The organism is Algiphilus sp. (assembly GCF_965216485.1).
In the GTDB taxonomy this organism is placed as follows: Bacteria; Pseudomonadota; Gammaproteobacteria; order Nevskiales; family Nevskiaceae; genus Algiphilus.
In genome coordinates this window covers 2293628-2305161 of sequence record NZ_OZ244162.1, presented here as the reverse complement: position 1 = coordinate 2305161, position 11534 = coordinate 2293628, and the positions used below count along the sequence as shown (strand labels likewise).

Sequence of the window (11534 nt, the reverse complement as noted above, 5' to 3'; positions counted from 1 at the left end):
TATGTCTGCCGATCACCCCATGCCCAACCCTGCCGCCAGCACCGTCGGTGTTGAAGCCATTCGATTTGTCGATGGGGCGCTGCAGTTGCTGGATCAGCGTCGGCTCCCGCTCGAGGAGCGCTGGCTACACATTCCGGATGCACCGGCAGCCGCCCAGGCCATCCATGACATGGTGGTGCGCGGCGCCCCCGCCATTGGCATCACGGCTGCCTACGGCTTGGCCCTGGCGGCGCTACAGGGCGAGGATCGCGCGGCGGCGGCTGCGCGCCTGGCGGCATCGCGTCCGACGGCGGTGAATCTGCATTGGGCGCTGACGCGCATGCAGGGTCTGGGCGCGCAGGCTTCGCCGGAGCGTCTGCTCGAGGAGGCGCGGGCAATCCACGCCGAGGATCTGGCGCAGAACCTGCGCATGGCCACGGAAGGGGTCGGGCTGATCGGCGAGGGTGCGCGGGTGCTGACCCACTGTAATACCGGGGCATTGGCCACTGGCGGCCACGGCACGGCGCTGGGTGTGATCCGTAGCGCCTGGCGCGCGGGACGCCTGCAGGCCGTGTACCACACCGAAACCCGGCCCTGGTTGCAGGGCGCCCGTCTCACTGCCTGGGAACTGGCGTCCGAAGGGATTCCGGCGACGATGATCGCCGATGCTGCCTGCGCGCAGCTGATGGCCGAAGGTCAGGTGGATTGGGTCATCGTGGGCGCGGACCGCATTGCTGCCAATGGCGATACCGCCAACAAGATCGGCACCCGCACCTTGGCCGAATGCGCGCATGCTTACGGGGTCGGCTTCATGGTGGTGGCGCCCAGCGGCACCATCGATGCGCAGTGCCCCGACGGCAGCCGCATCCCGATCGAATCGCGCAGCGGCGATGAGCTCTGCACCCTGGCCGGGCATCGCGTCGCGCCGGAGGGCTGCGCGGCCTGGAATCCGGTTTTTGATGTCACGCCCGCGGCGCGGATCGATGCCATCGTCTGCGAGCGCGGTGTCGCCCGGCCGAAACAGGGCGATCGCGCGTCGCGGTTGCTCGACGAAGCTCTCCCAGGCTAGTCAACAAGCCGCTTCCCGCGGGCCGCGGCGGGTTCTATACTCCGCTTTCAACAATGTAATGGGCGCATGACGCGCCGAGTTGCGACGAGCACGGGGAGTAGGGCATGCGGAAGCAAGGATGGCGGGTGCATGACTGGAGCGCGGCGGTTGCGCTCGGTGTGGCGGTATTGGTCACGGCCTGTGGCGACGGTTCCGTGCGCAGCCCCGATATTGTCCCGACCAGTCGGCTAGAAGCGCTGCGCATTGAGGCTACCGGCCCGTTGAGCACACCCGCCGGTACCCAGATTCAACTCCGCGCCATTGCCGATTTCGTACGCACGGTGCCACCCGGCACGCAGGGCGCGGAAGAGGGCGAGCTGCGCAGCAGCGAGGATGTGACGGAGCGAGCAACCTGGAGCAGCCTCGCCGAAGCCGTTGCCACGGTCGACGCGGGTGTTGTTACGGGGGTCGCCTCAGGTGAGGCGTCCATTCGCGCCCGCTTCCAGGACAAGAGCGACAGCGTGACGGTGACCGTCACCGATGCGGTGCTGGAAGCCGTGGAATTCGTCAAGCCGGAAGGTGTGGCCCGTCGCAGCGATGATCGGTACCAGGCGCTGCAAGGCAGCGTGGTGCCGTTCGAGATCTTCGGCCGCTTCTCCAACGGCGATGTGCGCGAACTCGATACGGATGCGCGTGCCGTCAATTGGTCTAGCAGTGTGCCGACCGTGGCGGACAACGCCGACGATACACGGCCCGAGCGCTTTGATGCGCTGCTGCCTGGCGAGACCGCCATCACGGGCGCGCTGGCGAGTCCCGATGGGGTGTCTCCTTCCGAAGCTGTGGCGACGCTCAATGTGTTGCCGCGCAGCGACGTCTGCCGGCTGGAGTTGCTCGCGCCTGGCGCGCAGGTCACGACCGAGGCTTCGGATCTGTGCATCGGATGCAACGTCGAGCAACCGGGCGCCATCATAGACGGCGACGACAGCAGCTTCGCGCGGCTCAGCATTCCATTGGGTCTTCTGACGCAGTCGGTGCAGTCGGTTATCGTCTCCAACCCGCAGGGGGCTGGTCTGACAGTAGGCGAACCTGCCGCCTTCCTGATCAGCCGCAACAGCGGCCTGCTCAGCCTGGAACTGCTCTCCGGGGTGGAAGTCGCTACCGTGAGCTGCGACGTCAACGGCGAGAACTGTCTGGAACGCGAGCGCTTCGGCGACGACGCCGGCGCGCCGCTCAAGCTGTCGCTGCTCGGCGCGGTTGGTGCGGAGGAAGTACGTCTGCTGTCGACGCCCGCGCTGGGGGCCGCGAGTGCGGAGGCCAATGGCCTGCGTTTGGACTTCTCTGCGGGCCTGCTTTCCGCAGCGGCCGAACTGAATGTCCATACCGCTTGCGCCGTGAGTCTGCCGCCGGAATAAGTCGTACGCGAAAGGTCGGTTCGGGCGGACGGCTCGGCTACAATAGCGGCCGTTCTGTCTCCCGAGCGCCGCCCCATGTCTGACGAAAACCGCCCGCACTATCTCTTTGTCACCGGTGGGGTGGTCTCCTCACTGGGCAAGGGCATCGCGGCCGCTTCCCTGGCAGCGGTGCTCGAAACGCGCGGGCTCAAGGTGCAGATCATCAAGCTGGACCCGTATCTGAATGTGGATGCGGGCACGATGAGCCCGTTTCAGCACGGCGAGGTCTTTGTCACGCGCGATGGCGCCGAGACCGACCTCGACCTCGGGCACTACGAGCGCTTCCTGCACGGCAAGACCAGCCGGCTGTCCAACGTCACCACTGGCCAGATCTACCGCAACGTGCTCGACAAGGAGCGCCGCGGCGATTACCTCGGCTCGACCGTGCAGGTCATCCCGCATGTCACCGACGAGATTCAGCTCGCCATTGAACGCGGTGGCGAGGGTGCGGACATCTGCATTGCCGAAATCGGCGGCACGGTCGGCGATATCGAATCACTGCCGTTTCTTGAGGCCATCCGTCAGCTAGGCATCCGTGTCGGCAGCAAGCGCGCGATGTACATGCATCTGACGCTGCTGCCTTACGTGAAGTCTTCAGGCGAAATGAAGACCAAGCCGACGCAGCACTCGGTGAAGGAACTGCGCACTATCGGTATCCAGCCCGATGTACTGCTCTGCCGCAGCGACCGGCCGCTGCCGGATAGCGAGCGACGCAAGATTGCGCTGTTCACCAATGTGGCCGAACGCTCCGTCATTTCCGCCATCGATCTGGACGACATCTACAAGATTCCGGCCTGGCTGCATCAGCAGGGACTGGACGAACTGGTCGTGGAACACTTCGGCCTGCAGACACGCAAGACCGACCTCAGCCAGTGGGATCGGGTGGTCACCTCGCGCGATGCCCAGGACCTGGAGATCGAGGTGGTGATGGTAGGCAAGTACGTCGACCTTGCCGACGCCTACATCTCGCTCAACGAGGCGCTGGAGCACGCCGGCCGGCACACCGGCAGCAAGGTGCGTATCCGCTATATCGAGGCGGAGACCATCGTGCGCCAGGGCGATCGCGTGCTGCAGGGTGCGGATGCGATCCTTGTGCCCGGTGGCTTTGGCGAGCGCGGCATCGAAGGCAAGATCGTGGCCTGTCAGTACGCCCGTGAGAATGGCATTCCGTATCTCGGCATCTGTCTGGGTATGCAGGTCGCGGTCATCGAATTCGCGCGCCATGTCTGCGGTCTGGAGGGCGCGCATTCCACGGAAATCGATCCAGATACCTCGCACCCGGTGATTGGATTGGTCACCGAGTGGCACGATTCCGGTGGAGAGGTGCAGCGTCGCACCCATTCCTCCGACAAGGGCGGCACCATGCGCCTGGGCGCGCAGCGCGCTCGGCTGAGCGCGGGCTCGCGGGCGCGGGCGATCTATAACGCTGAGATGATCGAAGAGCGTCACCGCCACCGCTACGAATTCAACAATCACTATCGCGAGACCATCGAGGGGCGCGGTCTGCGCATTTCCGGCGAAACGCCGGAGGACCACCTGGCCGAGATCGTCGAGTTGCCCGACCACCCCTGGTTCGTTGGTTGCCAGTTCCACCCCGAGTTCTCGTCGACGCCGCGCGAGGGGCATCCTCTGTTCTCCAGTTTCGTGCGCGCCGCGCGCGAGCACCATCTGTCGCACCAGGTGGACGCCGGAGCGGCGGCACCGGCCACCAGCAGCGCGCAGGGGGCAGCATGAAGCTCTGCGGCCGTGAAATCGGCATCGATCAGCCGTTGTTTCTGATCGCGGGGCCGGACACGCTGGAGTCGGAAGCGCTCGCACTGGAAGTGGCGTCGACCATCAAGCCGCTCGCTGAGCAGCTCGGCATTCTCTACATCTTCAAGGGTTCCTTCGACAAGGCCAACCGCACCTCGCATACCAGCTACCGCGGACCCGGCATGGAAGAAGGCCTGCGCATCATGCAGAAGGTCAAGGAGCAGGTCGGTGTACCGGTGCTGACCGATGTGCACGAAGATACCGATTTGCAGGCCGTAGCTGAGGTCATCGACGTCATCCAGACCCCTGCCTTCCTGTGCCGCCAGACCAATTTCATGCAGCGCGTGGCGCGCACCGGCCGGCCGATCAACGTCAAGAAGGGCCAGTTCATGAGCCCCTGGGAGATGGGCAAGGTCATCGACAAGATGACTGCCGTGGCCGAACACAACTTCCTGCTGTGCGAGCGCGGCTTTTCCTTCGGTTACAACAACCTGGTGTCGGATATGCGCGGCCTGGCCGCAATGCGCGCCTTCGCGCCGGTGGTCTTCGACTGCACGCACAGCGTGCAGCTACCGGGCGGGCAGGGCGGCAGCTCTGGTGGGCAGCGCGAGTACATTCCCGTGCTGGCGCGCGCGGCGGTGGGCGCTGGTGTATCCGGGCTGTTCATGGAGACCCATCCGAAGCCGGATGAAGCCTTGTGCGACGGCCCCAACTCCTTGCCGCTGTCGGCGATGCCGCAGTTGCTCGAGACCCTGGTGGCACTGGATCGCGCGGTGAAGGCCGCGCCTCTGCTGGAACAAGAGCTCGGCTGAGGCCGCCAATATTTCAGGTGCTATCTGAAATAAGCGGTGCAACAAATTGATTGAAAAGCGACTGCGCCTCGAGTGCGCCGGTCCACATTTGTAGCCAAGGGAGTAAGCAATGTCCAAGATCGTGGCCGTTCAAGGCCTTGAAATCATCGATTCGCGCGGCAATCCGACGGTCGAGGCCGAAGTCACGCTGGCCTCCGGCGCGCGCGGACGCGCCTGTGCGCCCAGTGGCGCTTCCACCGGCGTACGCGAGGCCGTGGAGCTGCGCGACGGCAGCAGTGGAAAGAAGAAGGACACCCGCTACCTCGGCAAGGGCGTGACCAAAGCCGTCAAGCATGTAGAGAACGACATCGCCAAGGCCGTGATTGGTCTCGATGCGCAGGACCAGTTGCTGGTCGACGCCACGATGATTGCCCTCGATGGCAGCGAGAACAAGGACCGCCTGGGCGCGAACGCCATCCTGGCGGTCAGCCTCGCCACCGCCCACGCCGCGGCCAGCGAGTCGGGCCGTTCGCTGTATCGCCATATCGGCGGTCTGCAGGCTACTGGCCTGCCGGTGCCGATGATGAACGTGATCAACGGCGGAGCCCACGCCGACAACAATGTCGACATCCAGGAATTCATGATTCTGCCGGTGGGCGCACCCAGCTTCCGGGAAGCCCTACGCTGGGGCGCGGAGACCTTCCACGCTCTGAAGAAGGTGCTGTCCAGCCGCGGCCTGAACACCGCGGTGGGCGACGAGGGCGGCTTTGCGCCGGATCTTGCTTCCAATGGTGACGCGCTGGAATGTCTGATTGCCGCCATTGAGTCGGCCGGTTACAAGCCCGGCCGTGATATCTGGCTGGGCCTGGATGTGGCCTCCAGCGAGATCTACAAGAACGGTCAGTACGAGCTCAAGGGTGAGGGCAAGCGTTTTGACGCGGCCGGCTTCACCGCCTATCTGGCGGACCTGTGCGACCTTTATCCGGTGATCTCCATTGAAGACGGCTGTGCCGAGGACGATTGGGACGGCTGGCGTCTGCTGACCGAGCGCCTCGGTGAGCGCGTGCAGCTGGTCGGTGACGACCTCTTCGTGACCAATACCAAGATCCTGGCCGAGGGTATCGACCAGGGTGTGGCCAACAGCATCCTGATCAAGCCCAACCAGATCGGCACGCTCAGCGAGACGCTGGATGCGATCAATATGGCCAATCAGGCGGGCTATTCCTCGGTGGTATCGCACCGCTCCGGCGAGACCGAGGATGCCACCATCGCCGATATCGCGGTCGGCACCGTGGCCACCCAGATCAAGACCGGTTCGCTGTGTCGCTCCGACCGCATGGCCAAGTACAACCAGTTGCTGCGCATCGAGCGCGAGCTCGGCAAGCAGGCGCAGTATCCCGGGGTCTCGGCATTCCCGGTTCCGCTGGGGTAGTATCCGCCTATGAAGCATGCGGTGACGATCCTCCTGGCGGTCCTGCTGGTATTCCTGCAATACCGGTTGTGGGTTGGTCCGGGCAGTCTGGCGGACGTCCACCGCATGCACACCCGCGCCGAAACGCTGCGCGCCGAGATCGAAGCGGCGCAGGCCGAGAACGCCGCCCTGAGCGCCGAGATCGCCTCGCTCAAGGGTGAGGACGCCGACGCACTGGAGGCCAGGGCACGGCGTCAGCTGGGCCTGGTGCGAGAAGGCGAGGAATTCTTCCTCGTCGTCAACGAAGGCTAATCCATCGCGTGACTGCTGCAGCGCAGGACGAGGCCCCGGCCTGGGCGGTGGTGGTAGCTGCTGGGCAGGGGCGGCGCATGGGCGAAGGTCCTGCCAAGCAGTTCCGTCCGCTGCGCGGCCACCCCGTCCTTCGCTGGAGTCTGGCAGCACTGCTCGGACTGCACGCCATCCGGCGCGTGGCGCTGGTACTGGCGCCGGGCGTGGCAATGCCTGAACTCGACCTGGATGCAGCGGATGCCGAGCGTCTGCTGCGCGTCGATGGCGGTGAGGAACGCATGGATTCCGTGCTGTGCGGCCTGGAGGCTCTGGCGGATGCGGGTGCGATGGCGCGCGATCCAGTCTATGTGCACGACGCCGCACGGCCCTGCCTGAGCACTTCGGCGCTGCAGCGCTTGTCTGCGCATGCCCACCATGCCGAAGGCGCTCTGCTCGCCCTTCCGATGACCGATACGGTCAAGCGCGCGGGCGAAGGGACGTCCGAACTGCACTGCGCAGAAACCCTGGACCGCACCACCTTGTGGTGCGCGCAGACGCCTCAGGTCTTCCCGCTGGGCACGTTGACTGCCGCGCTGCGCACCGCCAGAGCGCAGGCCCGCCTGTGCAGTGACGAGGCGCAGGCCATGGAGTGGGCCGGCCATCAGCCACGACTGGTGCCGGGTGAGGCGCGCAATCTCAAGATCACCACCCCCGAGGATCTGCTGCTGGCGGACTGGTTCCTGCAGCAGCCCAGCCCTTCCTGATGGATATCCGTATCGGACAGGGCTTTGATCTGCACCGGCTGCGCGCGGGGGAGGGGCTCCACGTGGGCGGGGTCTTCATCGCCTGCGAATACGCGGTCGAAGCCCATTCCGATGGCGACGTTGCGCTACACGCCCTCTGTGACGCGCTGCTGGGTGCCCTTGCGCTGGGCGATATTGGCCAGCACTTCCCGGATACCGATGCACGCTGGGCGGGCGCCGATAGCCGCGACCTGTTGCGCCATGTCTGCGCACTGGTGCGCGATGCCGGCTATGCCCCGGGCAATGTGGACATCACCGTGGTGGCGCAACGCCCACGCTTGGCGGCGCACATTCCGCGAATGCGGGCCTGCATCGCCGACGATCTCGGCATTGGTCTGGACCGGGTCTCGGTCAAGGCCACCACCCACGAAGGCGTCGATGCCATCGGCGAAACGCGGGCGCTTGCCGCCCACGCTGTGGTGACGGTGTTTGCCTAGTCGAGACGCTTCAGGAGCACCACGACCGCGCCGGCACCGCCCTGCTCGCGCTTGGCGGAGGAGAAGGCGAGCACGTCCCGGCGTCGGCGCAGCCAGCCATCGATATGGCGCTTCAGCACCGGACCGTTGTTGCCCGAGCGCAGCCCTTTGCCATGGATGATGCGGATGCAGTGCTGATCGCGCTGCTGGCACTCGGCCAGAAAATCGCGCACGGCGGCTTTGGCAGCCGCCACCGTGTGACCGTGCAGATCGAGTTCGTCGTGAATGTGGAACTGCCCGCGCCGGAGGCGGCGGTAGGTGGACTCCTTCACACCGGGGGCGCGGTATTCGAGGATGTCGCCCGAGGCGATCAGGACATCGTCGGGGACATGCTCCAGGCTTTCGCGCAGCGCCTCGGCTTCGTCGGCTTCCCGCTGGTAGGGGCGCGCATCCAGCTTCGGGGATTCGCGCACGCTGCGCTGCGGGCTGTGCGGTACGACATCGCGCATGGCCTCGCGGAAGGCCTGCAGGTCTGCATCGTCGGCGGATTCGGCAGGGACATTCGGCTTTCTGGACATGGCTCGCGCTACAATCGGGGCCCATGGAGGCTGGCTGCATTTCGCGCCCGGCGAAGCGCCCGGCGAGCTTCAACGCAGTCGACTCTACGGTACATCCTTCCGCCGACCACATCGAGCGTGTTGTGTCTCAAGCTAGCGCATCTTCCAGCCCATCCAGCCATGGGCCTTCCGTCAGCCGTGCCACGCGGCTGCTTCTTTCCAATGACGATGGCTGCCACGCGCCGGGTCTGCGCGCGCTGGCCGACGAACTCCGCCAGGAATATGCGCTGGATGTGGTGGCCCCGGATCGCAACCGCAGTGGCGCCAGCAACTCGCTGACCCTGTCACATCCGCTGCGCGTTGCTCGGCATGACGATGGCGTCTGGTGCGTCGAAGGCACCCCGACCGATTGCGTCCATCTCGCACTGACCGGCCTGCTGGAGCACAAGCCATCGTTGGTGGTGTCGGGGATCAATAACGGCGCGAACCTCGGTGACGATGTGCTCTATTCGGGCACGGTCGCCGCGGCCATGGAAGGCCGCTTTCTGGGTGCGCCGGCCATTGCCATCTCCTGCACCAACTTCGATCCGGATCACTTCGCCACGGCCGCGCGCGTGGCGCGGGTCTTGGTGGGCAAACTGCTGCGCGAGCCGCTGCCTGCGGACACGATCCTCAATGTCAATGTCCCGGACGTACCTTGGGAGGCGCTACAGGGCGTCGAGATCACGCGGTTGGGGCGGCGGCACCTGGCCGAGCCCATCGTGCCCGATACCGACCCGCGCGGGCGCCCCATTTATTGGGTTGGCGCCGCCGGACCCGAGGCCGATTGCGGGCCTGGCACGGATTTTGATGCGATTGCGCGCAAATGTGTCGCGATCACACCCATTGTGACTGACCTTACGCGGTACGAAGCCTTGGAGCGTACGGCGTCATGGGCCGCGAATCTGCTGTGACGGAGACGCGGCATACGACACGCGCACCCTTGCTGCCGGATTCCGCGCGCAAGCGTCTGGTCGAGGACCTGCGACGTCAGGGCGTGCAGGATGAATCCGTGCTGCGCGCCATTGGCAAGGTACCGCGCCATGTCTTCGTCTCCGAAGGCATGCGCTGGCGCGCCTACGAGAATACGGCCCTTCCCATCGGCCAGGCGCAGACCATTTCTCAGCCCCTGGTTGTCGGCCTGATGACGCAGGCGCTGCTCGCCGACGGCGCGCGCAAGCGCGTGCTGGAAGTGGGTACCGGCTGCGGTTACCAGGCGGCGGTGTTGGCGGAAGTCGTGGAGCGCGTCTTTACGGTCGAGCGCATTCGTGTGCTGAGCATGCAGGCGCGTGACACCTTGAAGCAGCTCCATTACCGCAATATCGTCTTCAACTACGGCGATGGCATGGCGGGCTGGGCCGGGCACGCGCCCTACGATGGCATCGTCGTTACGGCCGGAACCGCAACTGTACCCTCCGCCTTCGTCAATCAGCTCTCGGTGGGAGGGCGTATCGTCATGCCGCTGGGCGGCAAAGGGGCGCAGCAGCTCGTGATTCTCGACAAGCAATCCGACGGCAGCCTGAGCCGCAGGGATTTGCAGGGCGTTGCCTTCGTTCCCTTGATGGCGGGCAAGGCATGAGCACGCCGGAGCCGTCCGCCGGCGTGGTCACCGAGGCACGCCACGGCCCCTTCGCGCGGCTGTATCACTGGATGCTGCGCGTGAGCCGTCATCGTCATGCACGCTTCTGGCTGGGGACGGTCAGTTTTGCGGAAAGCTCCTTCTTCCCAATTCCGCCCGATGTGATGCTGGCCCCCATGACGCTGGCGCGGCCGGATCACTGGTGGCGCCTTGCGTTGCTCACGACGGTCACCTCGGTGCTGGGCGGTTTGCTGGGGTATGTCATCGGGCTGGCGATGATGGAAGCCGCGATGCCCTGGGTAGAAGCCGCGGGCTATCGCCCGGCCTATGAACAGGCCGCTGCCTGGTTCGAGGACTGGGGCTTCTGGGCGATCTTCCTCGCCGGCTTCACGCCGATTCCTTTCAAGGTCTTCACGGTGGCAGCGGGCAGCGTCGGTCTGGCGCTGCCAGTGTTTGTCATCGGTGCGCTGGTGGGGCGCGGTTTGCGCTTTACTGCGGTGGCGGGCGTGGTGCGCCTGCTGGGCCCCGCGGCCACGCCCTGGCTGGAGCGCCATCTGGAGCGAATAGGCTGGCTGCTGGTGCTGGCCACGGTCATTGCAGCCCTGGTGCTCGGCTTGCGCGGATGAAGTGGCTCGTCACAGCGCTGATCGCGACCCTCCTGGCTGGATGCGCCTCGGCACTGCGATGGGATAGCGATGCGCCTGATGGCCATTACCGCGTGCGCAGCGGCGATACGCTGTACTCCATTGCCTTGCGGCACGATCTGGACTACCGGCGCCTCGCGCGCTGGAACAACATCGGCAACAACTACCTGATCCGCCCCGGTCAAGTCCTGCGTCTGTCACCGCCCTCGGGTGAGAGTGGGCAGACCCAGGTAGCGCGGGCACCGCCGTCGAGCGGGGGGCGCCCCTCGGACAGTGCACCCGCCCCCAGCAGTCCATCGAGGCCGAGCCCGGCGCCCTCGCCGGAGCCTGGCTTGCCTGCCTTCGATCAGCGCTGGCAGTGGCCGGTGCGCGGTGCCATCACGCGCCGCTTCGCGCCGCCGGATTCCAAGGGCATCAACATCGCCGCACAGCAAGGCACAGAGGTGCGCGCAGCAGCGGCGGGACGGGTGGTCTATAGCGGTAGTGCGCTCAAGGGTTACGGCGAGCTGATCATCGTCAAGCACGACGATACCTATCTCAGTGCCTACGGCTACAACAGCCGGCGTCATGCCCAGGAGGGCGACACGGTGAAGGCCGGTCAGGTCATTGCCGAGGTCGGCATGGGGCCGGCGCGACGCAGCCTGCTGCATTTCGAGATTCGCAAGGCCGGTCGGCCCGTCGACCCATTACGCCTGCTGCCCCGCACCGAGTAGAATGTCGGGTTTCGATGCCTGCGCCACGCGCAGGTCCATTCCGCCGTACTCCCTGCCGAAGAC

The 11534-nt window shown here is 65.8% G+C and carries 13 protein-coding genes; 12 read left to right on the top strand and 1 reads right to left on the bottom strand.

Annotation, left to right across the window (positions count from 1 at the left end; translation table 11 throughout):
- Positions 1 to 19 precede the first annotated feature (19 nt).
- From mtnA to ispF, 8 genes are all read left to right on the top strand, one after another.
- Positions 20 to 1048 (top strand): S-methyl-5-thioribose-1-phosphate isomerase, encoded by a 1029-nt coding sequence (mtnA, locus tag ACOOFO_RS10660; RefSeq protein ID WP_420426752.1) that lies wholly within the window; start codon positions 20 to 22, stop codon positions 1046 to 1048.
- A gap of 104 nt (positions 1049 to 1152) precedes the next feature.
- Positions 1153 to 2439: an Ig-like domain-containing protein gene (locus ACOOFO_RS10655; RefSeq protein WP_420426751.1), complete on the top strand. Its 1287-nt coding sequence runs from the start codon at positions 1153 to 1155 to the stop codon at positions 2437 to 2439.
- Positions 2440 to 2514: 75 nt separating this feature from the next.
- A complete protein-coding gene (locus ACOOFO_RS10650; protein ID WP_420426750.1) occupies positions 2515 to 4212 on the top strand; it encodes a CTP synthase in 1698 nt (565 codons plus the stop codon).
- The gene (gene kdsA / locus ACOOFO_RS10645) at positions 4209 to 5042 is read left to right on the top strand and encodes a 3-deoxy-8-phosphooctulonate synthase (protein WP_420426749.1); all 834 of its coding nucleotides are present in this window, start codon (positions 4209 to 4211) and stop codon (positions 5040 to 5042) included. The genes ACOOFO_RS10650 and kdsA overlap by 4 nt, the downstream gene beginning before the upstream one ends.
- Positions 5043 to 5151: 109 nt before the next feature.
- Positions 5152 to 6453 (top strand): phosphopyruvate hydratase, encoded by a 1302-nt coding sequence (gene eno, locus ACOOFO_RS10640; RefSeq protein ID WP_420426748.1) that lies wholly within the window; start codon positions 5152 to 5154, stop codon positions 6451 to 6453.
- Positions 6454 to 6474: 21 nt separating this feature from the next.
- Positions 6475 to 6744, top strand: a complete 270-nt coding sequence (locus ACOOFO_RS10635) for an FtsB family cell division protein (RefSeq protein WP_420426747.1) — start codon at positions 6475 to 6477, stop codon at positions 6742 to 6744.
- Positions 6745 to 6752: 8 nt separating this feature from the next.
- Complete coding sequence (gene ispD / locus ACOOFO_RS10630; RefSeq protein ID WP_420426746.1) at positions 6753 to 7484, top strand: 2-C-methyl-D-erythritol 4-phosphate cytidylyltransferase; 732 nt, start codon at positions 6753 to 6755, stop codon at positions 7482 to 7484.
- A gap of 5 nt (positions 7485 to 7489) precedes the next feature.
- Positions 7490 to 7960, top strand: a complete 471-nt coding sequence (ispF, locus tag ACOOFO_RS10625; RefSeq protein ID WP_420429738.1) for a 2-C-methyl-D-erythritol 2,4-cyclodiphosphate synthase — start codon at positions 7490 to 7492, stop codon at positions 7958 to 7960.
- Here the strand turns inward: ispF and ACOOFO_RS10620 are convergent.
- Positions 7957 to 8517, bottom strand: coding sequence for a Smr/MutS family protein (locus tag ACOOFO_RS10620; RefSeq protein WP_420426745.1), 561 nt, complete (start codon positions 8515 to 8517; stop codon positions 7957 to 7959). The two genes, ispF and ACOOFO_RS10620, sit on opposite strands and share 4 nt — an antisense overlap.
- 188 nt (positions 8518 to 8705) lie before the next feature.
- Between ACOOFO_RS10620 and surE the strand changes: the two genes are divergently transcribed.
- Genes surE through ACOOFO_RS10600 form a run of 4 tightly spaced genes read left to right on the top strand, consistent with a single transcriptional unit; the run spans position 8706 to position 11471 of the window.
- Positions 8706 to 9449 (top strand): 5'/3'-nucleotidase SurE, encoded by a 744-nt coding sequence (gene surE / locus ACOOFO_RS10615; protein ID WP_420429736.1) that lies wholly within the window; start codon positions 8706 to 8708, stop codon positions 9447 to 9449.
- Positions 9428 to 10114, top strand: coding sequence for a protein-L-isoaspartate(D-aspartate) O-methyltransferase (locus ACOOFO_RS10610; RefSeq protein ID WP_420426744.1), 687 nt, complete (start codon positions 9428 to 9430; stop codon positions 10112 to 10114). The genes surE and ACOOFO_RS10610 overlap by 22 nt, the downstream gene beginning before the upstream one ends.
- Positions 10111 to 10740 carry a YqaA family protein gene (locus tag ACOOFO_RS10605; protein ID WP_420426743.1) on the top strand — a complete coding sequence of 210 codons (630 nt, stop codon included), beginning with the start codon at positions 10111 to 10113 and terminating at the stop codon, positions 10738 to 10740. The genes ACOOFO_RS10610 and ACOOFO_RS10605 overlap by 4 nt, the downstream gene beginning before the upstream one ends.
- Entirely contained in the window at positions 10737 to 11471 is a 735-nt protein-coding gene (locus ACOOFO_RS10600; RefSeq protein ID WP_420426742.1) for a peptidoglycan DD-metalloendopeptidase family protein, read from the top strand. The genes ACOOFO_RS10605 and ACOOFO_RS10600 overlap by 4 nt, the downstream gene beginning before the upstream one ends.
- The last annotated feature ends 63 nt before the right edge of the window (positions 11472 to 11534 follow it).

What these genes read in the sequence shown, in the direction of transcription:
- mtnA (WP_420426752.1), top strand. Translation starts at nt 20, where the DNA reads ATGCCCAACCCTGCCGCCAGCACCGTCGGTGTTGAAGCCATTCGATTT.
- ACOOFO_RS10655 (WP_420426751.1), top strand. Translation starts at nt 1,153, where the DNA reads ATGCGGAAGCAAGGATGGCGGGTGCATGACTGGAGCGCGGCGGTTGCG.
- ACOOFO_RS10650 (WP_420426750.1), top strand. Translation starts at nt 2,515, where the DNA reads ATGTCTGACGAAAACCGCCCGCACTATCTCTTTGTCACCGGTGGGGTG.
- kdsA (WP_420426749.1), top strand. Translation starts at nt 4,209, where the DNA reads ATGAAGCTCTGCGGCCGTGAAATCGGCATCGATCAGCCGTTGTTTCTG.
- eno (WP_420426748.1), top strand. Translation starts at nt 5,152, where the DNA reads ATGTCCAAGATCGTGGCCGTTCAAGGCCTTGAAATCATCGATTCGCGC.
- ACOOFO_RS10620 (WP_420426745.1), bottom strand. Translation starts at nt 8,517, where the DNA reads ATGTCCAGAAAGCCGAATGTCCCTGCCGAATCCGCCGACGATGCAGAC.
- ACOOFO_RS10610 (WP_420426744.1), top strand. Translation starts at nt 9,428, where the DNA reads ATGGGCCGCGAATCTGCTGTGACGGAGACGCGGCATACGACACGCGCA.
- ACOOFO_RS10605 (WP_420426743.1), top strand. Translation starts at nt 10,111, where the DNA reads ATGAGCACGCCGGAGCCGTCCGCCGGCGTGGTCACCGAGGCACGCCAC.
- ACOOFO_RS10600 (WP_420426742.1), top strand. Translation starts at nt 10,737, where the DNA reads ATGAAGTGGCTCGTCACAGCGCTGATCGCGACCCTCCTGGCTGGATGC.